This is a genomic window from Paenibacillus sp. (assembly GCF_031177825.1).
Lineage (GTDB): Bacteria > Bacillota > Bacilli > Paenibacillales > YIM-B00363 > Paenibacillus_AE.
Genome location: NZ_JAPSKE010000002.1, coordinates 65,615 through 91,020, shown reverse-complemented (window position 1 = coordinate 91,020; position 25,406 = coordinate 65,615). Strand labels below are relative to the sequence as shown.

Below are 25,406 nucleotides of genomic sequence, written 5' to 3'. Positions count from 1 at the left end.
GCGACAAAGCGAGCGAGAGGGGAACCGGCATGGAAGTATTTAAACAGCTCCGAAGTTTTTATTGGCCCGGGAAGTTGAAGTATCTCATTTTCGCATCGATTCTCTGTTTGGCGGTTTCGACGGCGCTTGGTCTAGTGTACCCTTACATGCTGAAGCATCTGGTCGATGAGATCATCATGAAGGGGAACTACGGTCAAGTGCCGTTCGTTGCCTCTACCGTGCTTGTCGTCGTCGCGATCAAGGCGGGATTTCAGTTCCTGCACGGCCTCGCGGGCGGCAGACTCGGCAACCAAGTCGCCTACAATCTCAGAAAATCATTGTACGAGAAGCTTCAGTACTTATCGTTCCAATATTACGACAAGGCGCGGACGGGCGACCTGATGTCGAGGCTCACGGGCGACCTCGACGGCATCCGGCAATTCATCGGCTTCGGTTTCCCTCAATTTTTGAACGTCTTCCTGATGGTCGGCTTCGGCTCGGCCATGATGGCGGCGTTGAACTGGAAGCTGATGCTGATCACGCTCGCGACGATGCCCTTCCTCGTGTTTACGGCGTTCCGGTTCGAGTCGAAGATTCACCCGGCGTTCCGGGAAATCCGCAAGTCCATGAGCGATCTGACGACGGCGGTGCAGGAAAACATTACGGGCGTCCGCACGGTCAAGTCGTTCGCGCGCGAAGCGCACGAGGTCGAGAAGTTCTCGGTGCGCAACGATCAGTTCCGCGAAAACCTGACCGGCTCCGCGTTCATCTGGGCGCGCTATTTCCCGGTCATGGAAGTGTTCGCGAACCTGAGCATCGTCATCCTGCTGGCGACCGGAGGCACGTTCGTCCTGCGGGGCGAGATGACGACCGGCGAGCTGCTCGCGTTCTTCTCGCTCATCTGGTACATTATCGGTCCGATGTGGGGACTGGGCTTCCACATCAACAACTATACGCAGTCGAAGGCGTCCGGCGAACGCGTGCTGGAAATCTTGAATCAATACATTCATGTCAAGAACAACCCGAACGCCGCTCGGGTAGACGAAGCTCGCTCCGAAGGTCACGTCCGGTTTGAAAACGTCACCTTCGCCTATCCGGAAAACGCTCCCGCGCTCGTCGACTTCTCCGTCGACGCGAAGCCGGGCTCCGTCATCGGCCTGCTCGGCCCGACCGGCTCCGGCAAGTCGACGGTGTTCCAGCTGCTGATGCGGGCGTACAACGTCAAAGACGGCCGCATCCTGCTCGACGGGAAAGATATCAAGGAGCTGGAGCTCGAAAGCCTGCGTCAGCAGATCGCGATCGTCTTCCAGGAGACGTTCCTGTTCTCCTCGACGATCCGCAACAACATCGCGTACGGCCAGCGGGACATCCCGATGGACCGCATCGTCGAAGCGGCGAAGCTGGCGCAAGCGCACGACTTCATCATGGAGCTGCCGCTCGGCTACGACACGATCGTCGGGGAGCGCGGCATGGGTCTCTCCGGCGGGCAGAAGCAGCGCATCGCGATCGCGCGCGCGATCTTGGAAAATCCGAAGGTGCTGCTGCTCGACGACGCGACGAGCGCCGTCGACATGGAGACCGAGCACGTCATCCAGCAAGGACTGCGTCAAGTGATGAACGGGCGCACGACGTTCATCGTCGCGCACCGGATCTCTTCGCTCAAGCACGCGGACGAAATCATCGTGCTCGACGAAGGGCGCATCGTGCAGCGGGGAACGCACCAGGAGCTGCTGGCGCAGCCGGGACGTTACCGCGAAACGTATAACATCCAATACTCCGATCACCCCGACCTCGCGGCGACACGGATGGAACAACGAGGAGTGGCACACGGATGACGACCGAACGGCAAGAGAAACGAACGCAGGCGCAAGCGGCCGAAGCCGCCGAGCGGAAGAAGGCGGAACGCTTCGTCTATCAAGACGACGAAGTGATGGAGAAGCCGTTCGACTGGGCGCAATTTTCCCGATTGGCGGCGTATATCAAACCCTATGCGAAGCAGCTGCTGCCGGTCATTATCGTCGCGATGGTGCTCGGAACGATCACGAAGCTGCTCGTGCCGCTGCTGCTCGGCTATGCGATCGACGAGGTCGGGCCGGAAGGCGGCAAGAACGCGGCGACGCTGTGGACGTATTGCGCGGCGATCGCCGGATTGTTCCTCGTGCAATGGGGGGCGGGCTTCTTCCGCATCCGGTTCACGAACATTATCGGGCAGCGGGTCATCTTCGACCTGCGCGCCCATCTGTTCAAACATATTCAGAAGCTAAGCTTCCGGTTCTTCGACAAGCGTCCCGCGGGCTCGATTCTGGTGCGCATTACGAACGACGTCAACTCGCTGCAGGAGCTGTTCACGAACGGGGTCGTCAATCTGCTCATCGACTGCGTTCAGCTCGTCGGCATCATCGCGATCCTGCTGACATTGAACGTGAAGCTCGGCCTTGCGATCATGATCACCGTGCCGATCATGTTCGTGCTCTCGACGTCGCTGCGCAAGCGCATCCGACGGGTATGGCAGGATGTGCGGCAGAAGCAGTCGCGCATTAACTCCCACTTGAACGAGAGCATTCAAGGCATTAAGGTCACGCAAGCGTACACGCAGGAAAAGGATAACATGGCGTTCTTCGACACGATGAACACGAGCAACCGGAAGGCGTGGGATCTCGCGTCCTTGATGAACCAAGCGTTCAACCCGTTGATCGAAGTGACGGCCGGCGTCGGCTCGTTCATCTTGTTCTTCTACGGCGCGTATTTGATCCAGCAGGGCGAGCTGTCGATCGGGATGCTGCTCGCGTTCGCCACGTACGTCGGCAACTTCTGGGAGCCGATCAACCGGCTCGGCCAGATGTATTCCCAGCTGCTCATCGCCATGGCTTCGTCCGAACGCATCTTCGAGTTCATCGACGAGGAACCGACGGTCGCGGAGAAGCGGGAAGCGAAGGAGCTGCAATCGATCAAAGGCGACATCTCGTTCCGCGACGTCGTGTTCGAATACGAGAAAAACCGCCCGGCGCTGAAGGGCGTCAGCTTGGAAGTGAAAGCGGGGCAGACGATCGCCCTCGTCGGCCATACCGGCTCCGGCAAGAGCACGTTCATTAACCTGCTGTGCCGCTTCTACGACCCGGTCGGCGGGAGGGTAGCGATCGACGGCACGGACATTCGCGACGTCACGATCCAAAGCTTGCGCTCCCAGGTCGGCATCGTGCTGCAGGATACGTTCATCTTCTCGGGCACGATTCGGGATAACATCCGTTTCGGCAAGCTGGACGCGACGAACGCGGAAATCGAAGAAGCCGCGAAGGCGGTCGGAGCGCACGAGTTCATCGTGAACCTGCCGAACGGGTACGACACCCAGGTCGAAGAGCGCGGGAACGTGCTGTCGATGGGGCAGCGGCAGCTGCTGTCGTTCGCGCGGGCGCTGCTCGCGGACCCGAGAGTGCTTATCCTCGACGAGGCGACGGCGAGCATCGATACGGAAACCGAAGCGAAGATTCAGGAAGCTCTGAAGAAGCTGCTGCATGGCCGGACGTCGTTCATTATCGCGCATCGGCTGTCCACGATTCGTAACGCCGACCAGATCGTCGTGCTCGATCACGGAAGCATCGTCGAGCAAGGCGATCACGACGAACTCATGCGGCTGCAGGGTTATTATTACGGCCTGATCGAAGCGCAGTATCGGTTTTTGGAAGAAGTCAGTTAGTTCCCGCGAAGTCGGGACCCGGCGCGGCAAGCGCCGGGTCCCTTTTTGTCTTGGGGGCGCAGTGGTAAAATGGGACAAACGAAAACAACCATAAAGGGGAAGAGGCATGAGTTCGAAGGATCGCATCCAAAGGCTTCAAAGCATGCTCCGGGAGCAGCGTCTCGACGGCTTCGTCGCGACGCACCCGATCGATATTTTTTACTTGACGGGCACGATGCAAAGCGGGTTTCTCGTCGTGCCGGCGGCGGGAGAGGCCGTCTTCTATGTGCGGCGCAGCGTCGCGCGCGCGGCGGCGGAGTCGACGTCGACGCGGGTCGAGCCGCTCGGCAGTCTGAAGACGTGGAAGGAGCGCGTCGCGGCGAATACGCCGGCGCTCGCCGGCGCTTGCACGCTCGCCGCCGCGTTCGACACGCTCGTCGTGGACGGACTCGAGCGGTTGAAGTCGGCGCTCCCGCAGGCGTCTTGGACGAACGGCGCGGCGATCGTGCGCACGCTGCGCATGGCGAAGGACGAGGCGGAGCTGAGCTGCATTCGGCGCGCGGCGAAGCTCGTCGACGAAGCGCTCGCCGAGGCGGTGCCGAAGCTCGTCCCCGGCATGCGGGAGATCGAGCTGCTCGCCGAGATCGAATACGCGCTGCGCCGCCGCGGCCATCTCGGCCTTATGCGCGTGCGCGCGGCGGGCTCCGAGCTCGTGACGGGCATCGCGGCGAGCGGCGCCGCGGTGGCGAAGCCGTCGGCGTTCGACGGTCCGGCGGGCGGCGAAGGATTGCATCCCGCGTTCTCGAAGGGCGCGGGCTGGAGTCGGATCGAGCCGGGCGAGCCGATCCTGCTCGATATCGGCTGCAACGTCGACGGCTACGTCATCGACCAGACGCGCACGGCGGTCATCGGCGAGCTGCCGGCCGACCTTCTCGCGGCGTACGAAGCGTCGGAGACGATACTGCGGGCGATCGAAGAGCGGCTCCGGCCCGGCGCGATCTGCGAAGAGCTGTACGAGCTGTCGCTGTCGCTCGCGGCGGAGCTCGGGCTGGCCGAGCATTACATGGGCTTCGGTCCGGACGCGGTCAAGTTCGTCGGCCACGGCATCGGCCTCGAAATCGACGAATGGCCGGTGCTCGCCCGGGGCTTCCGGACGGCGCTCGAGCCCGGCATGGTGCTCGCGATCGAGCCGAAGTTCACGTATCCCGGCCGCGGCGTCGTCGGCATCGAGAATTCCTACGTCATCACGCCGGACGGCTTCGAGAAGCTGACGATTTCCCGCGAAGGGCTATGGAAGCTGTAAGCCGACAGGGGACTAACATGATAAGGAATTTGAATGGGAATAAGCCGTTTAGAAAACGCAAATCGAATAAGATTCGTTGATAAATTGTCCTCCGCCCGAATACCATTGGTAAAAAGGTTGAGAGGGGAATGATTCGATGAATCGTACTCGCACATCGCTTTTCGCTCTTGTCGTAGCGTTGGCTGGCGCGTTGGCGGCTTGCTCCGGCAGCGGAAGCGGGGACCCGGAAACGATCAGCATCGCCACCGGAGGCACGTCGGGTACATACTACCCGCTAGGCGGGGGCATGGCACAAATCTTTACGGACGAAGTCGTCAACGCGACGGCGGAAAGCACGGGCGCATCCGTAGTCAATATGCAGCTCATCAAGGACGGCGACGTCGACCTCGCCTTCGTGCAAAGCGACATCGCCGACTACGCTTCCAAGGGCGTCATGATGTTCGAAGAGGGCGGCGCGATCGAAAACGTGCAAGCCGTCGCTTCGCTGTATAACGAGACGATCCAGATCGTCGTTCCGTCCGGCAGCGATATACGAAGCGTCGAGGATTTGGCGGGCAAGAAGGTGTCGATCGGCGAGCCGGGCAGCGGAACCGAAGCGAACGCCAGGCAAATTCTCGAAATTCACGGCATGAGCGAGGACGATCTCGGGCAGGTGCAGCGCCTCGGCTTCGGCGACTCGACCAGCTACATTCAAGACGGCACGTTGGACGCGGCGTTCGTCACGGCGGGCACGCCGACGTCGGCGGTCAGCGAGCTCGCGGCCACGAAGGGGGTCCGCATCGTCGGCATGACCGACGAGAACATCGGCGCGCTCATCGAGAAGTATCCATATTATGCGTCGCAGACGGTGAAGGGCGGCACCTACGCAGGGTTCGACGAGACGGTGAACACGGTTGCCGTCAAGGCGCAGCTGGTCGTCCGCTCGGAGCTGAGCGAGGATCTCGTGTATCGGCTGACGAAAGCGTTGTTCGAGAATTTGGACGCGATGGTCGCCGTTCACGCGAAGGCGTCCGAGATCGCGCCAGACAAGGCGCTGGAAGGCGTAAGCCTGACGGTGCACCCGGGCGCGGCGAAGTACTTCGAGGAAGCGGGCGTTCAATAATCGCCGGTCATAGGAGAAGGGAGGGGAGGCGGCGCCTCCTCTCTTTTTCGAAATGGAGGCTGTTTATGAATATTCGCCGGAAGCGGATCGCCGCCTTGCTCGTCGCCGCCGTCGGCCTGGCCGGCGCGGCGTTGTTCGCGCCGACGCGGCTCGCGCTGACGGCGACGCTCGAACCGGAAGGCGGCCTTATGCTCGCCGTGCCGGTCCGGGCGGCCGATCCGTTCGAGATCCGCTTTATTCATTCCGTTCATCGCACGCCGGTGATCGAAAGGTATCGGGTCGGGAAGGATCGCTCGCTCGTTCTGGAGCAAGTCGTATACGAATCCTACGGCATCGGCAATCCGTCGTCCCCGGAGCCGGGCGAGCGGTTCCGGATGGAAGACGGGAAGTTCGTCATCGATCGGATGGATCGTCGTTTCCGTGTCCTTCGGCTCCGGATCGGACGGGAAGTGGCGAACCACGAGCTGACCGTCGCCGGCCGTACGTATCCGCACGCCGAGTGGAGCGAGCCCGGACGCCGGATCCGGCTGGAAGCGAAACGCGTGTCGGTTTGGGAGGTATGGAGATTAACATCGGGAGGAGCGGCCCATGGGTAACTTCGAAAGCATTCCGTCCGCGCCTGACCAGAACGAGCTGCTGGCGAAGTACGACCCGGAATCCAGGGTTCGACGGTTCGCCGGAGCGAAGGGGTGGTTCGTCGGCGCGTGGCTCGCAGCCTTTTCCATCTATCAAGTGGTTTTCTCGATTTTCCCGGCGCCTCCGGCGCAGCAGCATCTGTCGATCCATCTCGCATTCGGGCTCGGAGCGATCTACCTGTTGTTTCCGCCCGGGAAACGGGGGGATCGCGGCAAGCTGCCTCTCTACGACGCCGCTCTCGCGATGCTGGCCGTCGCGGCGGCGGCGTACTGGGTGTATCATTTCGACGGACTGGTTTCCCGAATCGGCAACTACTCGGCCGTCGACTACGCGGCCGGCGCCGTCGTCGTACTGCTCGTGCTTGAAGCGGCGCGGCGCGTCGTCGGCGTCCCGATCGTCGTCATCGCCTCGCTGTTTCTGCTGTATGCGCTCTTCGGCGGATTTCTACCCGGATTTCTACAACATCGGGGCTACGACTGGGATCGCGTCATCGGCCAAATGGTTTTCACGACGGAAGGCGTATTCGGTACGCCGCTGCAGGTGTCGGCCAAGTTCATCTTCTTGTTTCTATTATTCGGCGCGTTCTTGGAGCGAACCGGCGTCGGCGCGTATTTCAACGATCTGTCGCTGGCGATCGCGGGCCGACGGGTCGGGGGGCCGGCGAAGGTGACGGTGTTCTCTAGCGCTCTGCAAGGCACGATTTCGGGAAGCTCCGTCGCCAACGTCGTCATGTCCGGCGCGTTCACCATCCCGATGATGAAGCGGCTCGGCTATCGGAAGGAATTCGCCGGCGGGGTGGAAGCGGCTTCGTCCACCGGTGGGCAGATCATGCCGCCGATCATGGGCGCAGCGGCGTTCCTCATGGCGGAATTCACGGGCATCGAGTACTGGAGCATCGCGCTCGCCGCGGCGATCCCCGCCGCGCTGTACTTCGCGGGCATCTGGATCATGGTGCATCTGGAGGCGCGCCGCGTCGGGCTGCGCGGATTGAACGACGAGGAGATGCCGGACCGATGGGAGGTGCTGAAGCGGTCGTATTTGCTGCTCCCGATCGTCGTCATCATCGTTTCGCTCATGATGGGCGCATCGCCGATCCGGGCGGCGCTGTACGGCATCGCGTCGTCGATCGCCGTCAGCTTCTTTCGGAAGGATACGCGGCTGACGGTCACGGATTTCTTCCGGACGCTGCGAGACGGAGCGCGCTCGGCGCTCGGCGTCGTGGCCGCTACCGCGGCGGCCGGCATGGTCGTCGGCACCGTTACGCTGACCGGCCTCGGGCTCAAGTTCGCGAACGGACTGATCGACCTGTCCGGCGGTATTCTGCTGCTGACCTTATTTTTGACGATGATTTCGTCCATTCTGCTCGGCATGGGTACGCCGACGACGGCGAACTACATCATCACGGCGACGATCGCCGCGCCGGCGCTCGTTCAGCTCGACGTGCCGATCCTCGCGGCGCATATGTTCGCGTTCTACTTCGGGATCGTGGCGGATATTACGCCGCCGGTCGCGTTAGCCGCGTTCGCGGCGGCCGGCATCGCCGGCGGCGGGCCGATTCGCACGGGCATCGAATCGAGCAAGCTGGCGATCGCCGCGTTTCTAATCCCGTACGTGTTCGTTTTGTCGCCGGAGCTCCTCCTGATCGACGCGACTTGGTACGAGACGCTCATCGCCGTCCTGACGGCGACGGTCGGCATGTTCGGCGTCGGCGCGGGCATGATCGGCTTTTGGTTTCGACCGCTGCGTTGGTGGGAACGCGTATGGGCGGCGGCGGCCGGACTGTCGCTGATCGTTCCCGGATGGTTGACGGACTCGATCGGGATCGGCTCGCTGCTCGTCATTGCGCTCATGCAATGGACGGACATTCGCAACAAGCCCGGGCATTCGAACGCGACGCAAGAGATGTAAGCGGGACCTAAAGAAAAAAACCTCCCTTTCATTCACCGCCAAACCCGATATTTCGGGTTTCGGCGGATGAAGGGGAGGTTTTCTCGTTACAGCGTACATTCCCGACGAATTCGCTAAGTAGGGCGGCTTTAGCCCCGCGCGTCTACCGAGGGATGAACGCCCGCGGTAGCGTTGCGGCCGTATGCGCCTTACTCCGTCGGCGGCGTGAACGAACGCTTCGCGAATTCGGCGTCCATCATGAGGAACGCGTTCGAATCCTTTTCGATCAGCTTCAGCTTGTGCACGATGTTGTCGAAGAGCGCTTCTTCCTCGACCTGCTCGTCGATGAACCACTTGAGGAAGTGCATCGTTGCGTGCTCCCGCTCGTTGAGCGCGATGTCGGACAGGCCGTAGATGCGGCGCGTCACTTCTTTCTCGTGCGCGTACCCCTTCTCGAAGGCGTCGCGAATCGAATCGAAGTCGTTGACGGGATCCTTCATGCCGGTAACGACGGCGCGCTTCCCGAGCGTATTGATAAATTTGTAGATTTTCATGGCATGGAACTTTTCTTCCTCGGCTTGCACCTCGAAGAAATTCGCGAACCCGTCGAAGCTCTCCGCAGCGCAGTAAGACGCCATCGACAAGTATGTCTGCGAAGAGTAGAACTCGTAATTCATCTGCTCGTTTAACGCTTTCAGCAAGTTATCGCTTAACATGAGGTTCGCCTCCCCGGTTTTGGTAATCATTGTACACGATGCGGGCGCCGTCTTGCAAAAAACGGTAAGGTTCGGGGCAACGTATTAACAATCACGAAGGAAGAGGAGGAATTCGCCATGAAAGGTACGGATTGGATTTGGATGGCGGCGCTCATGACTTTAACCGGATTCGTCCTGCTGCGCCTCGTCGGCCGGAAGTCGATCGCGCAGATGACGATCCCGACCACGGTCATCATGATCTCGATCGGTTCCATCATCATCCAGCCGTTCATCGATAAGAGCCTCTGGAAGACGATCGGCAGCGCGTTCATCATCGTGCTGTTGTTGATCGCGGTCGAACGGCTGCAGCTTCGGTTCCCTTGGCTGGAAAAATTGCTGGGCGGCAAGTCGATGCCCGTCGTCGTGAACGGGAAGCTGGACGAGGCGAAGCTGCGCCGCCTTCGCATCACCGTCGATCAACTGGAGATGCGATTGCGCCAGTCCGGATACGGAAGCTTCGCGGAGATCGAGGTCGCGACGCTCGAGCCGAACGGGCAAATCGGCATTCTGCCCAAGCCCGAGCATCGCCCGTTGACGCGAGCGACGCTGCGCGAGGAGCTCGACGCCTACTTTGAAACCGTGCGGACGCGGGACGGCAGTTCGGAGCCGCCCCCGCTCTTCCGAGAGACGCTCGAGGACGGCCATACGAAGCGCGTGGATCCGAAGCTGCAGTGACGCGTTTCGGATCAAAATTTGCTTAAGGGCAATAAATTGCTTACTCTTGAAGTAAACCCATCGACGGAAAAGGGGGATAACCCTGCATGCAACGTTCTAGATGGCTATGGAGGGCGATCGCCGCCGTCTCCGTTTCGTTCACGCTGCTGTTCGTCGCGGGCTTCGCATACGCCGTCAAGACGGTCGTCGCTCCTCACGGGTTGATCCGCCCCGTCGCCGACGCGCGGGAAGAAGCGCCGTTCGAAGGCGAGAACAGCCTCGAGATCGTCGCGTTGGGCGACTCGCTGACGTTCGGCTACGGCGATTCGACGGGGCAAGGCTATGTCGGCCGCTTACGCGCCCTGCTCGAAGAACAGGCGGACGTCCCGGCGCATGTCGTGGGCAATTTCGCGGTGAACGGGTACACGACGGAGCAGGTGACGGCCGATTTGAAGGACCGCGAGGGAATCGCGGAAGCGCTGCGCCGCGCGGACATCGTCCTGATGACGGCCGGCGGGAACGATCTCGTGCGGCTCGGCGACGAGATCGACGTCGAGGCGTTCGAGGAGAACATTCCGGAGACGCAGGCGCATATTCGAGAAATTTTGGCTACAATAAGGGACATTACCCCCAAGGCTCATATCTACTACATAGGCTTATATAACCCGTTCATCGAATACGCGGAGATCGAGGGGACGTCGCTTGCGGTCCAGGCTTGGAACGCCGCCGTCTTCGAAGCGCTTACGCCGCTGCCGAACGCGACGTTCGTGCCGACGTTCGATCTGTTTCAACACGGGGGCGGGCGGTTTCTCTCATCGGACCGCTATCACCCGAACGACGAAGGATACGCCAGAATCGCCGAGCGGTTGGCGCAGCTGATGAAGTAGGGGGCAGCCATGACGGAACGGAAGGACGCGAACGCGGCGCCGGTATTGACCGTGCGCGGACTGAAGAAGCGGATCGGCGGCAGGGACATCATTCAGGGCCTCTCGTTCGACGTATACGGCGGGGAAGTATTCGGCTTCCTCGGACCGAACGGATCGGGGAAGACGACGACGATCCGGATGTTGGTCGACCTGATTCGGCCGACGGAAGGGCAAGTGCTGTACGACGGCAAGGACATCCGGCGCGAGCACGACGAAGCGCTCGCGAAGGTCGGGTGCATCGTGGAAAACCCGGAAATGTATCCGTACATGACCGGTTGGGAAAACCTAGAACATTTCGCGGCGATGCTTCCCGGCGTCGGCGCGGAAAGAATCGTCGAAGTCGCCGCGCTCGTCGGCTTGGATGCGCGGATTCACGACAAGGTGAAAACGTACAGTCTCGGGATGCGTCAGCGTCTCGGCATCGCTCAGGCGCTGCTCGGACGGCCGAAGCTGCTCATTCTGGACGAGCCGACGAACGGGCTCGACCCGCAAGGCATCAAGGAGCTGCGCGCGTTCATCCGCGGCCTCGCGGAGCAAGGGGTGAGCGTCTTCGTGTCGAGCCATCTGCTGAGCGAGATCGAGCTCATGTGCGACCGCGTCGGCATCTTATCCAAGGGCCGCCTGCTCGCCGTCGACCGCGTGGACAAGCTGCTCGCCCGTTCGACGGAGACGGTACTATGGACGGCGTCGCCCGCGGATCGGGCGCTCGCGTTGTTATCCGAAGCCGGAGAGGCGAGACTGGACGAAGCCGGGACGGTGTCGGTGCGCATGGCGCGGGAGGCGGCGGCTCGGTGGAACCGGAGGCTGCTCGACGCCGGCGTCGAGGTGCGCGGGATCGAGATCCGTCAACCGGCGCTCGAGGATTTGTTTTTGGAGCTGACGGAGGGGGACGCCATTGACTAGCCTAATGCCGCTCGTTCGCAACGAGACGATGAAAGTATGGCGAAAGAAGCGGTTTTTCGTCATCGTCGTCATATTGGCCGTCCTTATACCGATTTTTACGTACGCGCAGTGGAAGGCGGCGGATACGTTCCGCGCCCAGAGCGGCACCGACGATTGGCGGATTCGCGCGGAGACGCAAATCAACGACTACAACAACCGTCTAGGCAGCGCGCGAATACCGGAAGAGTGGAAGCAGACGCTTCGGGTGGAGGTGCAGCGGCTCCAATTCCACCTCGACCACGATATCGACCCGAATGCGCCCAGCGGCGTAACGTTCACGAAGCAATTCGCGGAAAACGCTATCGGCTTATTCCTGCCGCTCATGGTCATGGTCATCGCGGCGGATCTCGTCTCCTCCGAGCATGCGCAGGGGACGATCAAGCTGCTGCTCACCCGTCCGGTGAAACGGTGGAAGGTGCTCGCCAGCAAATACGCGGCGCTCGTCGTGTACGTGACGTTGACGGTGTTGGCGACGGCGCTGCTGTCGTACATGATCTCCGGCGCGGCGTTCGGTTACGCCGGCTGGCGCGTCCCGGTGCTCACCGGCTTCTCGGTCACGGCCGGGGGCATCGACACGACGAACGCGCATACGGTAGAGCAATGGCTCTATGTGCTCATGGTGCTCGGACTCGTCTGGTTTTCCTGCTTGGTCGTCGCCGCGCTCAGCTTAATGGTGTCCGTCCTCGTACGAAGCACCGCCGCGGGAATGGGCATCATGCTGGCGCTCTTGATCGCGGGATCGATTCTCGCGAGCATGGCGTCGAACTGGGAGCAGGCGAAATACTTTTTCATGGTCAACTTGAATACGGCGACGTATTTGGCGGGCCAGATGCCGCCCGTGCCGGGGATGACGCTGCAGTTTTCTCTGACCGTTCTGACCGTCACCGCGCTCGTCTCCGCGATCATTTCATTCGGAGTGTTTACGAGAAGGGACGTTTTGAACTAAAATAAGGCAGAATTGTGTTGCTTTCGAGATCGTTAGGGGGAACAGCATGGCCGATCAAATCGATCTGTTCGCGGACGCGCCTCAGACGTCGCCCGAGACTACGGGGTACGACGCGGACGATATACAAGTACTGGAAGGCTTAACCGCGGTTCGGAAGCGGCCGGGGATGTACATCGGCAGTACGACGACGTCCGGATTGCATCACTTGATTTGGGAGATCGTCGACAACGCGGTGGACGAGCATCTGGCGAAGTTCGCGAACCGGATCGCGGTAACGATCCATAAGAACAACTCGGTCACCGTCGAAGACAATGGCCGCGGCATTCCGACCGGCATGCATAAGACCGGCGTGCCGACGCCGCAAGTCGTCTATACGGTGCTTCATGCCGGAGGCAAGTTCGGCGGCGGCGGATACAAGAAATCCGGCGGTCTGCACGGCGTCGGCGCATCGGTGACGAACGCGCTGTCCGAGTGGCTCGAAGTGGAGATCCACCGCGACGGGAAAATTCATAAGATGCGGTTCGAATATTGGGTCGACCCGGACGGCAAAGAACACGTCGGGGAGCCCGTCACCGGTCTCGAAGTCGTCGGGACGACGAGACGGACCGGCACGAAGGTTACGTTCAAGCCGGACGCGCGCGTGTTCCACGGTAACGTGACCATCAACTACGATACGTTGTCCGAGCGTCTGCAGGAGCTGGCGTTCCTGAACTCCGGCCTCAAGATTTACCTGAAGGACGAACGCTCCGGCAATGAAGTCACTTACGAGTACGCGGGCGGCGCGAGCGAGTTCGTGCGCTATTTGAACGAAGATAAGACCGTGCTGCACGATTGCATTCATTTTTCCGGCGAGAAAGACGATATCGAAGTCGAAGTCGCGTTCCAATACAACGACGGCTACACCGAGACGATCGCGTCGTTCGTCAACTCGATTCCGACGCGGGGCGGCGGTACGCACGAAACCGGCTTTAAGACGGCGTACACGCGCATCATGAACGAATACGCCCGGAAAACCGGATTGCTGAAGGAGAAGGAAAAGAACCTCGAAGGCAACGATCTTCGCGAGGGCATGATGTGCGTCATCAACGTGAAGATGGGCGAGGTGGAATTCGTCGGACAGACGAAGGATCAGCTCGGCAGCGCATCGGCGCGCGGCGCGGTCGACTCGATCGTCGCGGACAAGCTGGCGGTGTTCGTCGAGGAAAATCCGCAGGTCGGACAGATGCTCGTGAAGAAAGCGGTGCAGGCGGCGAAAGCGCGGGAAGCGGCGAGGAAGGCGCGGGAGGACGTTCGAAGCGGCAAGAGGGGCAAGGGCGAAGGCAGCAACTTCGGCGGCAAGCTGACGCCCGCGCAATCGAAGGATCGGATGCGCAACGAGCTGTTCATCGTCGAAGGCGACTCCGCCGGCGGCTCCGCGAAGCAAGGGCGAGACTCGCGCCATCAGGCGATCCTGCCGCTGCGCGGAAAGCCGATGAATCCGGAAAAAGCGAAGCTCGGCGACATCATGAAGAACGAAGAGTATCGCATGATCATCGCCGCCATCGGCGCCGGCGTCGGCTCCGAAGTGGAACCCGAGGAAGCGAATTACGGCAAGATCATCATCATGACCGATGCCGATACGGACGGCGCGCATATCCAAGTGCTGCTGCTGACGTTCTTCTATCGGTACATGAAGCCGTTGATCGACGAGGGCATGGTATATATCGCGCGTCCGCCGTTATACAAGGTAACCCGGAAGGGCGGCCGCGGCGAAACGAAGATGAAATACGTCTACTCCGACGAGGAGCTCGCCACCGTATCCAAGGAGATGGGCGGGAAAAACATCGAGCTGCAGCGCTACAAGGGTCTCGGCGAGATGAACCCGGAGCAGCTCTGGGAGACGACGATGGATCCCGAGTCTCGCGTGCTGTTTAAGGTGTTGATCGAAGACGCCGCGAAGGCGGAGCGGCGCGTGTCGACGCTCATGGGCGACAAGGTCGACCCGCGGAAGCGTTGGATTATCGAAAACGTGGACTTTACGGAGTATGAAGAATAGATCAGCTTAGGACAGGGTGATAGCCGATGGGTACGTTGGAACAATTTATGCCGGTTGTGATGGAAGAGGTGGTCGGCGAACGATTCGGGCGCTACTCGAAATATATTATTCAGGATCGCGCGATTCCCGACGTGCGCGACGGGCTCAAGCCCGTGCAACGGCGTATATTGTACGCGATGTACGAAGCCGGAAATACGCCGGACAAGCCGTACCGCAAATCCGCGAAGACGGTCGGCGACGTCATGGGCAACTATCATCCGCACGGCGACAGCTCCATCTACGAGGGGATGGTGCGCATGGCCCAGCCTTGGAAGATGGCTCATCCGCTGATCGACGGCCACGGCAACTGGGGATCGATGGACGACGACCCGGCCGCCGCGATGCGATATACGGAGGCGCGACTGTCGAAGATCGCGCTGGAGCTGCTGCGCGATATCGAGAAGCGCACCGTCCAGTTCCGGGACAACTTCGACAACACGACGAAGGAGCCCGCGGTGCTGCCTTCCCGGTACCCGAACCTGCTCGTCAACGGCGTCAGCGGCATCTCCGCGGGCTTCGCGACCGAAATTCCGACGCATAACCTCCGCGAGGTCATCGACGCCTGCATTAAGGTCATCGAGGATCCGTTCGCGACCGTCGAGGACCTCATGGGCATCGTCCGCGGGCCGGACTTCCCGACCGGCGGAACCGTCATGGGCACCGACGGCATCCGCGAAGCCTACAACACGGGACGCGGCCGGGTCTACATCCGCAGCCGCACGGCGATCGAGGATTTGCGCGGAGGGAAGCAGCAGATCGTCATCACGGAAATTCCGTACGGCGTCGTAAAGTCGAAGCTCGTGACGGCCATGGAGACGATTCGGATCGAGAAGAAGGTCGAAGGCATCGCGGAAGTGCGCGACGAGAGCGGCCGCAATGGCCTCCGCATCGTCGTGGAGCTGAAGAAGGACGCCGACGCTCAAGGCATCTTAACGTACTTGCTGAAGAAAACGGACCTTCAGATCGCTTACAACTTCAACATGGTCGCGATCGTCAACAAGACGCCGAAGCAGCTGGGGCTGAAGGAGATGCTCGTCGCTTACGTCGAGCATCAGAAAGACGTCGTGACGCGCCGTTCCCGCCACGATCTGGAGAAGGCGGAAGACCGCGCACACGTATTGGAGGGGCTCGCGAAGGCGCTCGATATTTTGGACGAGGTCGTCGCCACGATTCGCCGCTCGAAAAACCGGCAAGACGCGCAAAACAACTTAATCGCGGAATACGGCTTTACCGAACGCCAATCGGACGCGATCCTGACCTTGCAATTATATCGACTTACGAATCTTGAGATTACTTCGATCGAGAAAGAGCTCAACGACGTTCGCAAGCTGATCGCGCACCTTCGCGGCATCCTCGGCAGCGAGATGAAGCTGCTCGGCGTTATCAAGAAGGAGCTGCTCGAGATTCGGGAGCAATTCGGCATCGACCGCCGTTCCGAAATCCAAGACGAAATCGAAGAGCTGAAGGTGTCGCTCGAGGTCATGGTGACGCCGGAGGACGTATTGGTGACGCTTTCCGACGAAGGGTACATTAAGCGGACGAGCAAGCTGTCGTTCACGCGTTCCGGCGGCGAGATCGAGAATACGGGCTTGAAGGAAGGCGACTTCGTACGCGAGCTGCTCGAAGTGAACACGATCGACAATCTGCTCCTGTTCACCGATAAGGGCCAATACTTCGTGCTCCCGGTTCACGCGGTGCCGGAGTACAAGTGGAAGGATAACGGCACGGCGTTAGTGAACGTCGTGCCGATCGCGAAGGAAGATCGAGTCGTCGCGGCCATCCCGGTGAAGGACATGCAAGAGGTCGGACGCACGCTTCTCTTCGCGACGAAGCGAGGTCAGATCAAACGGTCGGAGCTGAAGGAGTACGCGACGAACCGGACGACGGCGATCGCGGCCGTCAAGCTCGGCGACGGCGACGAAGTGATCGCCGTATGGCTCGACACGCCGGCTTCGACGGACATTCTTGTCGTTACGAAGCTGGGACAGAGTATCCGCTTCTCGGGACAAGAAGTGAATACGATGGGCCGGGTCGCGGCGGGCGTCCGAGCCATCGCGCTGCGAGAAGGCGACGAGGTCGTAGCGGCTCTGCCGGTACGAGGAGACGAAGGCGAAGTGCTCGTGCTTAGCGACCTTGGGTATGCGAAGCGATCGCTCCTGGCGGACTACAATTTGCAGGGACGCGGCGGGAAGGGCATCGCGACGTTCGAGTTCAAGGAAGGCAAGCGCGTGAAGCCGAACGGCAACGGCTTGGTTTGCGCCGTATACGTTCGCGAATCCGCCGGCTTCGTCGCCGTGACGAAGTCGGGCAAGACGAGCGGCTTCTCTTCGGAGTCGGTGCCGATCGCCGATTTGCGCGCGACCGGCTCCTCGGTCGTCTCGATGGACAAGGGCGACGAGGTCGTGGCGTTGGTTTCGTTGAAGATCGAAGGATAAACGGATAAGGCGAGTCCCGCAGCCGGCGTCGGCTGCGGGATTTTCGTTTCGTCTAGGCATCTCCGAACGAGACTGCCATGTAGCTTCATCCGGGCGCGAAGGGGGTTCGGCGGGGGGGCAGGGCGATCGATAGCGTCAGATATGACGTTATTTGCAGAGTTAAGCGCAATTGTGGCATTAGCGGCGGCGCAGTTCGGCTGGGCGTGGCGGTGCGGAGGGGGGCGGCGAACGCGGGAGAGCGGAGACGAGCTAGCAAGCAAGCAAACAAACTTGAGATTCGCTATGCACCGGGCAAGGACATATGCCGGGACGGAAGTCCCGTTTTCTCAGAAATGTTTCGCCATGCTTCGGAAGAGTGACGGCAACCGCGGGCGACGCGTGTTGAAAGCTGTCGTATGCGGTCGCCATCATGCGAGATTTATCGATTAATGTCTTAAAATATTAAAGAGCTAAAGCTTTCGCTCTCCCTTGGACAATGCTATACTTTGGATAAATTAACCGAATGGGGGACGAGGTTATGTATACGAACGAGTTTGCCAAGCTCTGGTTCAAACTCACGAAGGATTTGCGGATCCATATGGAGACGCAGCTTGCGCCGACGTTGACCGAAAGCCAATTAAACGTTCTCGAATATGTACTCGCCGCGGATCGCATGAAACCCTCCGACTTGATCCATTACTTGGCGACGACGCCGGCCGCCGTTACGACGCTGCTCGATCGCATGGAGAAGAACGAGCTGATCGAGCGCGTCCGCGACGACCGCGACCGCCGCATCGTCTGGATCCACGTCACCCCGAAGGGGATCGACGAAGCCAAGCGAGGGACGGAAATCCGGGAAAGCTTCCTGACCGAATACTTGAGCCGGATCTCCGCGCACAATCAACAACTGTTGGTTTATCTGTTAGGGAAAATCACGAATATCGAGCATCAACGGATATCGTAACTCGTCATTCCTTTTCCGCGACCGGGGCTTGTCCCGTTCCTGCGGCTGCCGCAAGCTTGTCCAAGTGACTATTCATCTCTTCGGATTTCGCGACCAGCGTGGATCTCATGCGAGGCGTCAAGAGCGGATCGCCGCTTTCCAACGTTACTTCATCCAGCGACAATACACGGTAGCGCGTCTTGCCTCCGTCTACATATTTATGGACCCAGGTCGGAATCGCATCGACTTCCGCGACGGTCGTTACGGCGGCGCCGTCCGCTTGGTACGTTTTCCGAAACGTGACCTTGAGGACGGCGCCGTATTCTTTGTAATCGCCGAACTGGTTGGACACGAAGTTGCCGAGAGAATACATAATGATGCCTTCGCGGGACGTACCGTCGGGATGGTCGACTCGATATCGTTCGTACGGCTGCACGACATGCGGATGGTGGCCGATAACGAGATCCGCGCCGGATTCGATCGCGAGCCGCGCGAGCCGTCGTTGTTCGTCGTTCGGTTCGCGTTGGTATTCGTTGCCGAAATGCAAGGATACGCTCACGAAGTCGGCGCCCGCCGACCGCGCCCGTTGGATATCCGCCGCGATTCGCGCGTCGTCGATCAGATTGACGGCGAACGGCTTGTCCTTCGGAATCGGGATGCCGTTCGTGCCGTACGTGTACGACAGGAACGCGCCGGCGACGCCGTTCTTCCCGACGATCGCGAGGGCGTCGGCTTCCTCCTGCGTCTCCGCCGTTCCGACCGGAACGACCCCGCGTTCGCGCAGCGTCCTGAGCGTCGCGGCGAGGCCCTTGAAGCCTTGATCGAGCGAGTGGTTGTTCGCCGTCGAGACGACGTCGAAGCCGGCGCCGACGAGCGCATCCGCCAGCGCGACGGGCGCGTTAAACATCGGATAACCGGGGAAACCCCGGTCGTCTCCGGCGATCGGCGTCTCCAGGTTCGCGACGGCCCAATCCGCCTCCTCGAAGACTTCACGAAGCGGCGCGAAAAATCCGGAAAAGTCGTACGTATCCGTCTCCTTGTCGTAGGCGCCGGGAAGCATCGGCTTATGCATCATGACGTCGCCGATCGCCACCAGCGTCGCTTCCACGGGAGGCGGCGGCGGCGGCGGTTCGGCGGGCTCCGGCTCGAGCGCCGGGGCATCGCCGGCGCCGCTCTCGGCGACGGGGGCCTGCTCCTGCTCGGGCGCCGGCTTCGCCGGGGCCGCGGACTCGCAGCCCGCGGCGAAGAACAGGGAAGCGGCCGCGAGGAGCGCCGCGAGGCGCATCGCCGCCACTTACGCTTCTTCCCAGCGGCACAGGATGCCCGCGGGAAGCACCATATCTTTGGAAGTGATCGGGAGTCCGATCTCGCCGCTCGTAATGCGGCCGCCGTACGTATCGGCGAGCGATATTCGAGCGATGTTGCCGAGCACGGTCGGGGAGATGCCCGTCGTATACGAGTTGATCAGGAAAAACAGCGGATTGTCCGACAGGATCGTCGTGCAAAGCTGTATGAATGGATACAAGCTCTCTTCGAGCTTCCATACTTCGCCGCCGGTGCCGCGTCCGTACGACGGCGGATCCATGATGATTCCGTCGTATTTGTTGCCGCGCCGCTGCTCGCGCTGGACGAACTTGAACACGTCGTCGGTGATGAAGCGGACCGGCCGCTCGGCGAGGCCGGACAACTCGAGATTTTCCTTCGCCCAGAGCACCATGCCCTTGGCGGCGTCGACGTGGCACACTTCGGCGCCGGCCGCCGCGGCGGCCACGGTGGCGCCGCCGGTATAGGCGAACAAGTTCAGTACGCGGATCGGACGACCCGCGCCGCGGATCTTGTCCATCATCCAAGACCAGTTCGCCGCTTGCTCGGGGAATAGCCCGGTGTGCTTGAAGTTCGTCGGTCGGATGTAAAACTTCAGGTCTCGGTACCCGATCGTCCATCGGTCCGGAAGCTTCGTCTTGTATTCCCATTGTCCGCCGCCCGAAGCGCTGCGGTGGTAGTGGCCGGCGACCGAACGCCAAAGCTCGTTCTCGTGCTCGAGCGGCCATATGATTTGGGGATCCGGACGCCGCAAGACGACGTGCCCCCAGCGTTCCAATCGCTCGCCGCCTCCGGCGTCGATTAATTCGTAATCTTGCCAATCTTTCGCAACAAACATCGTCGTTTTTCTCCTTACTTGTTGAAAGTTTTTGCCTTATCTCTTATCTTGGATGAAAGAAGCTTATCCGTTTATTGTACACACATGTTTCCATCCAATCAAAAGACGAGGAGAAAGACGATGACTGTACCCATTACCCGCATCTCGATTCGGCGAAAAGCAAGCCCCGGCCGGCTGCTTCTCTTGACGGCGTTGTTCCTTGCGATCTTCCTCTCGATCGGCGCCGCTCTCGACGCTTCCGGCGTCAAAGCGTTCGATGCGTCGATTCACGACGCGATGCGAAGTCTCAAGGGATCCGCGGCGGACGCGGTCGCCCGCGCCTTCGACGCGGCCGGATCCACCGTCGGCTTCGCGGCGATCACGCTGCTGCTCGCCGGCGTCTTCCTCGCCCTTCGGCGCGGTTGGGACGCCGTGATGATGGCCGCGGCGACGGTAGGCGCCTGGGGGCTGAACACGATCGCAAAGAATCTTTACGAGCGTCAGCGGCCCGAGCTCGAATCGCTGTTCGCGGCAGACGGCTTCAGCTATCCGAGCGGCAACGCCACGATCGGCGCCGCGTTGGTCGGCTTCGCGGCTTTAGCGTTCCTGTCGGAAGCGAGGACGCCGGCGGCGAAGACGTCGATCGCGATCGCGGCGGTCGCGCTCGTGCTGCTGTTCGGCGCGACGCGCATTTACGCGGGCGTTCATTACGCCACGGATATCATCGGCGGGTATGCATTAGGATTTGCGTATTTGACGGTCCTGGCGTTCCTTCGCCGGAGACTGCAATCGTAAGGCAGGGCAATACACTCTCAAGCGGGAGGAACCTGAATCGATGAGCGTACGATCCCTTAGCGACCACGACTTGTTTTTGTTTCACGAGGGCACGCTCCACCGCAGCTACCTCACGATGGGCGCGCATCTGACGACGTCCGACGACGGGATCGGCGGCGTCCGATTCGCCGTCTGGGCGCCGCGCGCCGAAGCCGTCTCCGTCGTCGGCGACTTCAACGGCTGGGACTCGGCGGCGAATCCGCTCGAGAAAGCTTCGCACGGCGTGTGGGCCGGCTTCGTTCCGCGCGTCGGAGAAGGAACGGTCTATAAGTATGCCGTTCGATCGACGGACGGACAGTGGAAGTTCAAAGCGGACCCATATGCGTTCTACGCCGAATTGCGCCCGAAATCCGCATCGATCGTGTACGACCTGACGGGCTACCGATGGAAGGACGCGCTCTTCCGCAAAGGCAAGGAACGATCGCCGCATTACGAACGGCCGATGAACATCTACGAGGCGCATCTCGGCACGTGGAAGACGAAGCCGGACGGCACCGCGTTGACGTACGAGGAGCTCGCCGAGGAGCTGGTCGATTACGTCGCCGATCTCGGATACACGCATATCGAGCTGCTGCCGATCGCGGAGCATCCGTACGACCGTTCCTGGGGCTACCAAGCGACGGGCTTCTTCGCGGCGACGAGCCGGTTCGGAACGCCGAAGCAGTTCATGGCGTTCGTCGACCGGTGCCATCAGCGAGGGCTCGGCGTCATCCTCGATTGGGTGCCCGGCCACTTCGGCAAGGACGACCACGGCCTCCGCCGCTTCGACGGGACGCCGACGTTCGAGCCCGAGGACGACCGGCTCGCCGAGAAGCTGGAGTGGGGCACGCTCGCGTTCGACTTCGGCAAACCCGAGGTGCGGAGCTTCCTCATTTCCAACGCGCTCTTCTGGATGGATTTGTTTCACATCGACGGGCTTCGGGTCGATGCCGTCGCCAGCATGTTATACCTCAATTTCGGCAAACCTCGAGACCGCCACGTATACAATCGTTTCGGAGGGGAAGAAAACCTCGAAGCGATCCAATTCCTTAAAGATTTGAACGCCGCCGTCTTCGGGCGGTATCCGCACGCGCTTATGATGGCAGAAGATTCGACCGCATGGCCGCTCGTCACCGCTCCGGTGCACGAGGGCGGGCTCGGTTTCAATTACAAATGGAACATGGGCTGGATGAACGACATGTTGAAATACATGGAGGAGGATCCGCTCCATCGGAAGTACCATCACGAGCGCATCACCTTCTCGTTTTTCTACGCCTTTTCCGAAAATTACGTCCTGCCGTTCTCCCACGACGAGGTCGTGCACGGCAAGAAATCGCTCCTTGACAAAATGCCGGGCGACTACTGGCAAAAATTCGCGAACCTTAGACTCCTTCTCGCTTATATGATCGCGCATCCGGGCAAGAAGCTGCTGTTCATGGGCTGCGAGCTCGGAATGTTCTCCGAATGGAAGGATCTCGAACAAGTGGACTGGCACTTGCTCGACTATCCGATGCACGCCGCGACCCGCGATTTCGTCCGCGAGCTGAACGGATTTTATAAGAAGCAGCCGGCGCTATGGGAGCAGGACCGCAGCATGGACGGCTTCCAGTGGATCTCGCCGCACGACCGGGATCAGAGCGTCGTCTCGTTCATGCGGAGAGGACGCGACAAGGCGGAAACGTTGATCGTCGTCTTCAACTTTACGCCCGTGGTCCGAAGCGACTATCGGATCGGCGTGCCGGCGCCCGGCGTCTACCGGGAGCTGTTCAACACCGACGAGGAGCGCTACGGCGGCTCCGGGGTGTCGGCGGGGGGCCGGGTGCCGGCCGAAGGTCTGCCTTGGCACGACCAGGCGTATAGTATAAGCGTCGCTTTGCCGCCGCTCGGCGCCGTGATGCTGAAGCGTATGGACTCAAACTCTAGAACCAGGAAGGAGCAAGGCGAATGAGACGCAAAGAATGCGTAGCGATGTTGCTGGCGGGAGGGGAAGGACGCCGTCTCGGGGCGCTCACGAAGCATCTCGCGAAACCCGCGGTCCATTTCGGCGGGAAATATCGGATCATCGATTTCACCTTATCCAATTGCACGAATTCGGGCATCGACACGGTCGGCGTGCTCACGCAGTATCAGCCGCTCGTGCTCAATTCGTACATCGGTATCGGCTCGCCTTGGGATCTCGACCGCAAGAACGGCGGCGTGACGGTGCTGCCACCGTTCATGGAGCAGAAGGGCGGCAACTGGTACAGCGGAACGGCGAACGCGATCTATCGGAACATCGGATTCATCGAGCAATACGATCCGGAGTACGTCCTGGTCATCTCCGGAGACCATATTTACAAGATGAATTACGACGCGATGCTCTCGTTCCATAAGGAGCAGCAGGCGGAGGCGAGCATCGCCGTCATCGAGGTGAAGTGGGAGGAAGCGAGCCGCTTCGGCATCATGAGCGTCGACGACGCCCATCGGGTGACGGAGTTCGCGGAGAAGCCGAAGGAGCCGAAGAGCAATCTGGCGTCGATGGGCATTTACATTTTCAATTGGAGCGTCTTGAGGTCCTACTTGCTGAAGGACGAAGCGAACCCGGATTCGTCGAACGACTTCGGCAAAGACATCATCCCGAGCATGTTGGACGAAGGCGTCCGGGTCAAGGCGTATCCGTTCGAAGGCTATTGGAAGGACGTCGGCACGATCCAGAGCTTGTGGGAATCGAATATGGACTTGCTCGACAACGAGACGCAGCTCAACTTGTTCGACCGGTCCTGGCGCATCTATTCGCTGAGCCCGTATCAGCCGCCGCAATACATCGCGCCGACGGCGAAGGCGACCCGCTCGCTGCTGAACGAAGGCTGCTTCGTGTACGGGGAGGTCGATCATTCGGTGTTGTTCTACGGCGTGCGCGTCGAGAAGGGGGCGCTCGTGCGCGACTCGGTCATTATGCCGAACGTGACGATCGGGGAAGGTGCGAAGGTGTACCGCGCGATTATCGGCGAAGGGACGGTCGTCGAGCCCGGCGCGGTCATCGGCGACCCGAACGCGGCTCCGTCCGAAATTACGCTCGTCGGCAACAACGAAACGGTGCGAAAGGAAGTGTCCGCATGAAACGGATCATGGGCGTCATTAACTTAATCAACGAACCCGACCGGCTCGAGGAGCTTACGCTCGGCCGATGCCTCGCGTCCGTGCCGTTCGGCGGCCGCTATCGGCTGGTCGATTTCCCGTTGTCGAATATGGTCAACTCGGGCATCGAGGACGTCGCGGTGTTCACGCACCATAAATACCGCTCCCTCATGGACCATATCGGCTCCGGCAAGGAGTGGGACCTCGATCGCAAGCGCGGAGGCTTGTTCGTGCTTCCGTCGGTGCTCGACATCCCGAGCGGCATCTCTAAAGGAGACCTGTTCCAGTTTTTCTCTCATCGGGATTACTTCTACCGCGGTCGTCAGGAGTACGTGCTCGTGTCGCGCAGCCATATCGTCTGCAACATCGATTATCGCCGCGTCTTGGAGCGGCACGAGGAGACCGGCGCGGACATTACGTGCGTCTATCACGAGACGGACGACGCGGACGACGCGATCTATCGCAAGCTGACGGTCGAGGCGGACGGCCGCATCACGGCGATGCAGGATCGGACGGGACGGCTCGACAGCCGGAACGTGTCGATGGAGATGTATTTGATGAGCAAGAGCCTGCTGCTCGACATCGTCGAGACGTGCCTCTCCCAAGGGGACGATCATCTCGTGCGGGACGGCATCATGAAAAATATATCGAGATTGAATTTATACGGATATAAACACGAGGGCTACACGGGCATCGTCAATACGATCCAGAGCTATTACCGCCACAGCATGGGGCTGCTCAAGCCGGAGCTGCTGCGCGAGCTGTTCTTCCAAGGGGCGCCGATCTATACGAAGGTCAAGGACGAACCGCCGACCAAATATACGGAATCGGCCGGCGTCTCGAACTCGCTCGTCGCCAACGGCTGCGTCGTCGAGGGGATCGTCGAGAACAGCCTGCTCTCCCGCGGCGTGAAAATTCACCCCGGCGCGGTCGTGCGCAATTGCATCTTGATGCAAAACTGCGAAATCGGGAACAACGTCGTCATCGAACACGCGATTCTCGACAAAGACGTCAGCATCGACCGCGGACGCGTGCTGAGCGGCGCGACGAGCGCGCCGTATATCGCCGCGAAGAAGAAGGTGATCTAGTGTCCGCGAACGTA

20 protein-coding genes are annotated in these 25,406 nt (G+C 60.7%); 17 read left to right on the top strand and 3 right to left on the bottom strand.

The window, feature by feature from the left end:
• The first annotated feature begins 29 nt into the window (after positions 1-29).
• The 6 genes from RIN49_RS02455 to RIN49_RS02430 all read left to right on the top strand — a co-directional run bounded on the left by RIN49_RS02455 (position 30) and on the right by RIN49_RS02430 (position 8,601).
• Entirely contained in the window at positions 30-1,814 is a 1,785-nt protein-coding gene (locus RIN49_RS02455; RefSeq protein ID WP_309118585.1) for an ABC transporter ATP-binding protein, read from the top strand.
• Entirely contained in the window at positions 1,811-3,673 is a 1,863-nt protein-coding gene (locus RIN49_RS02450; protein WP_309118584.1) for an ABC transporter ATP-binding protein, read from the top strand. Before RIN49_RS02455 ends, RIN49_RS02450 begins: the two co-directional genes overlap by 4 nt.
• A 106-nt stretch (positions 3,674-3,779) precedes the next feature.
• Complete coding sequence (locus RIN49_RS02445; protein WP_309118583.1) at positions 3,780-4,955, top strand: M24 family metallopeptidase; 1,176 nt, start codon at positions 3,780-3,782, stop codon at positions 4,953-4,955.
• A 136-nt stretch (positions 4,956-5,091) separates the two neighbouring features.
• The gene (locus RIN49_RS02440; protein ID WP_309118582.1) at positions 5,092-6,057 is read left to right on the top strand and encodes a TAXI family TRAP transporter solute-binding subunit; all 966 of its coding nucleotides are present in this window, start codon (positions 5,092-5,094) and stop codon (positions 6,055-6,057) included.
• Between the two features lie 65 nt (positions 6,058-6,122).
• A complete protein-coding gene (locus RIN49_RS02435; RefSeq protein WP_309118581.1) occupies positions 6,123-6,653 on the top strand; it encodes a DUF1850 domain-containing protein in 531 nt (176 codons plus the stop codon).
• Positions 6,646-8,601, top strand: coding sequence for a TRAP transporter permease (locus tag RIN49_RS02430; protein ID WP_309118580.1), 1,956 nt, complete (start codon positions 6,646-6,648; stop codon positions 8,599-8,601). The genes RIN49_RS02435 and RIN49_RS02430 overlap by 8 nt, the downstream gene beginning before the upstream one ends.
• A gap of 188 nt (positions 8,602-8,789) precedes the next feature.
• On the opposite strand, the gene RIN49_RS02425 is transcribed toward RIN49_RS02430, so the two are convergent.
• On the bottom strand, positions 8,790-9,296 hold the full coding sequence (locus RIN49_RS02425) for a ferritin (RefSeq protein ID WP_309118579.1): 507 nt from the start codon (positions 9,294-9,296) through the stop codon (positions 8,790-8,792).
• Between the two features lie 117 nt (positions 9,297-9,413).
• Between RIN49_RS02425 and RIN49_RS02420 the strand changes: the two genes are divergently transcribed.
• From RIN49_RS02420 to RIN49_RS02390, 7 genes are all read left to right on the top strand, one after another.
• Entirely contained in the window at positions 9,414-10,010 is a 597-nt protein-coding gene (locus RIN49_RS02420) for a DUF421 domain-containing protein (protein ID WP_309118578.1), read from the top strand.
• 86 nt (positions 10,011-10,096) lie between these two features.
• Positions 10,097-10,876 (top strand): GDSL-type esterase/lipase family protein, encoded by a 780-nt coding sequence (locus RIN49_RS02415; RefSeq protein ID WP_309118577.1) that lies wholly within the window; start codon positions 10,097-10,099, stop codon positions 10,874-10,876.
• A gap of 9 nt (positions 10,877-10,885) precedes the next feature.
• A complete protein-coding gene (locus RIN49_RS02410; protein ID WP_309118576.1) occupies positions 10,886-11,818 on the top strand; it encodes an ABC transporter ATP-binding protein in 933 nt (310 codons plus the stop codon).
• Positions 11,811-12,803, top strand: coding sequence for an ABC transporter permease (locus tag RIN49_RS02405; protein ID WP_309118575.1), 993 nt, complete (start codon positions 11,811-11,813; stop codon positions 12,801-12,803). The genes RIN49_RS02410 and RIN49_RS02405 overlap by 8 nt, the downstream gene beginning before the upstream one ends.
• 46 nt (positions 12,804-12,849) lie before the next feature.
• Positions 12,850-14,838, top strand: coding sequence for a DNA topoisomerase IV subunit B (gene parE / locus RIN49_RS02400; RefSeq protein WP_309118574.1), 1,989 nt, complete (start codon positions 12,850-12,852; stop codon positions 14,836-14,838).
• A 26-nt stretch (positions 14,839-14,864) separates the two neighbouring features.
• Positions 14,865-17,312, top strand: coding sequence for a DNA gyrase subunit A (gyrA, locus tag RIN49_RS02395; protein ID WP_309118573.1), 2,448 nt, complete (start codon positions 14,865-14,867; stop codon positions 17,310-17,312).
• 517 nt (positions 17,313-17,829) lie between these two features.
• Positions 17,830-18,255 (top strand): MarR family winged helix-turn-helix transcriptional regulator, encoded by a 426-nt coding sequence (locus tag RIN49_RS02390; protein WP_309118572.1) that lies wholly within the window; start codon positions 17,830-17,832, stop codon positions 18,253-18,255.
• 4 nt (positions 18,256-18,259) lie between these two features.
• Here RIN49_RS02390 and RIN49_RS02385 read toward each other — a convergent pair whose 3' ends face one another.
• Together RIN49_RS02385 and RIN49_RS02380 are read right to left on the bottom strand one after the other, a co-directional pair.
• The gene (locus RIN49_RS02385) at positions 18,260-19,519 is read right to left on the bottom strand and encodes a CapA family protein (protein WP_309118903.1); all 1,260 of its coding nucleotides are present in this window, start codon (positions 19,517-19,519) and stop codon (positions 18,260-18,262) included.
• A gap of 9 nt (positions 19,520-19,528) precedes the next feature.
• Complete coding sequence (locus RIN49_RS02380) at positions 19,529-20,395, bottom strand: class I SAM-dependent methyltransferase (RefSeq protein WP_309118571.1); 867 nt, start codon at positions 20,393-20,395, stop codon at positions 19,529-19,531.
• Positions 20,396-20,515: 120 nt separating this feature from the next.
• Here RIN49_RS02380 and RIN49_RS02375 point away from each other — a divergent pair, with 120 nt between their 5' ends.
• The 4 genes from RIN49_RS02375 to glgD are packed head-to-tail and all read left to right on the top strand — an operon-like array spanning position 20,516 to position 25,392.
• Positions 20,516-21,169, top strand: a complete 654-nt coding sequence (locus RIN49_RS02375; RefSeq protein WP_309118570.1) for a phosphatase PAP2 family protein — start codon at positions 20,516-20,518, stop codon at positions 21,167-21,169.
• 40 nt (positions 21,170-21,209) lie between these two features.
• Positions 21,210-23,135 (top strand): 1,4-alpha-glucan branching protein GlgB, encoded by a 1,926-nt coding sequence (gene glgB / locus RIN49_RS02370; RefSeq protein ID WP_309118569.1) that lies wholly within the window; start codon positions 21,210-21,212, stop codon positions 23,133-23,135.
• Positions 23,132-24,286 carry a glucose-1-phosphate adenylyltransferase gene (locus tag RIN49_RS02365; RefSeq protein WP_309118568.1) on the top strand — a complete coding sequence of 385 codons (1,155 nt, stop codon included), beginning with the start codon at positions 23,132-23,134 and terminating at the stop codon, positions 24,284-24,286. Before glgB ends, RIN49_RS02365 begins: the two co-directional genes overlap by 4 nt.
• Positions 24,283-25,392, top strand: coding sequence for a glucose-1-phosphate adenylyltransferase subunit GlgD (gene glgD / locus RIN49_RS02360; protein ID WP_309118567.1), 1,110 nt, complete (start codon positions 24,283-24,285; stop codon positions 25,390-25,392). The genes RIN49_RS02365 and glgD overlap by 4 nt, the downstream gene beginning before the upstream one ends.
• The last annotated feature ends 14 nt before the right edge of the window (positions 25,393-25,406 follow it).

Bases quoted from the DNA above. Each gene is read 5' to 3' on its own strand.
- RIN49_RS02455 (WP_309118585.1), top strand. From the start codon at position 30: ATGGAAGTATTTAAACAGCTCCGAAGTTTTTATTGGCCCGGGAAGTTG.
- RIN49_RS02450 (WP_309118584.1), top strand. From the start codon at position 1,811: ATGACGACCGAACGGCAAGAGAAACGAACGCAGGCGCAAGCGGCCGAA.
- RIN49_RS02445 (WP_309118583.1), top strand. From the start codon at position 3,780: ATGAGTTCGAAGGATCGCATCCAAAGGCTTCAAAGCATGCTCCGGGAG.
- RIN49_RS02440 (WP_309118582.1), top strand. From the start codon at position 5,092: ATGAATCGTACTCGCACATCGCTTTTCGCTCTTGTCGTAGCGTTGGCT.
- RIN49_RS02435 (WP_309118581.1), top strand. From the start codon at position 6,123: ATGAATATTCGCCGGAAGCGGATCGCCGCCTTGCTCGTCGCCGCCGTC.
- RIN49_RS02430 (WP_309118580.1), top strand. From the start codon at position 6,646: ATGGGTAACTTCGAAAGCATTCCGTCCGCGCCTGACCAGAACGAGCTG.
- RIN49_RS02425 (WP_309118579.1), bottom strand. From the start codon at position 9,296: ATGTTAAGCGATAACTTGCTGAAAGCGTTAAACGAGCAGATGAATTAC.
- RIN49_RS02420 (WP_309118578.1), top strand. From the start codon at position 9,414: ATGAAAGGTACGGATTGGATTTGGATGGCGGCGCTCATGACTTTAACC.
- RIN49_RS02415 (WP_309118577.1), top strand. From the start codon at position 10,097: ATGCAACGTTCTAGATGGCTATGGAGGGCGATCGCCGCCGTCTCCGTT.
- RIN49_RS02410 (WP_309118576.1), top strand. From the start codon at position 10,886: ATGACGGAACGGAAGGACGCGAACGCGGCGCCGGTATTGACCGTGCGC.
- parE (WP_309118574.1), top strand. From the start codon at position 12,850: ATGGCCGATCAAATCGATCTGTTCGCGGACGCGCCTCAGACGTCGCCC.
- gyrA (WP_309118573.1), top strand. From the start codon at position 14,865: ATGGGTACGTTGGAACAATTTATGCCGGTTGTGATGGAAGAGGTGGTC.
- RIN49_RS02390 (WP_309118572.1), top strand. From the start codon at position 17,830: ATGTATACGAACGAGTTTGCCAAGCTCTGGTTCAAACTCACGAAGGAT.
- RIN49_RS02385 (WP_309118903.1), bottom strand. From the start codon at position 19,519: ATGCGCCTCGCGGCGCTCCTCGCGGCCGCTTCCCTGTTCTTCGCCGCG.
- RIN49_RS02380 (WP_309118571.1), bottom strand. From the start codon at position 20,395: ATGTTTGTTGCGAAAGATTGGCAAGATTACGAATTAATCGACGCCGGA.
- RIN49_RS02375 (WP_309118570.1), top strand. From the start codon at position 20,516: ATGACTGTACCCATTACCCGCATCTCGATTCGGCGAAAAGCAAGCCCC.
- glgB (WP_309118569.1), top strand. From the start codon at position 21,210: ATGAGCGTACGATCCCTTAGCGACCACGACTTGTTTTTGTTTCACGAG.
- RIN49_RS02365 (WP_309118568.1), top strand. From the start codon at position 23,132: ATGAGACGCAAAGAATGCGTAGCGATGTTGCTGGCGGGAGGGGAAGGA.
- glgD (WP_309118567.1), top strand. From the start codon at position 24,283: ATGAAACGGATCATGGGCGTCATTAACTTAATCAACGAACCCGACCGG.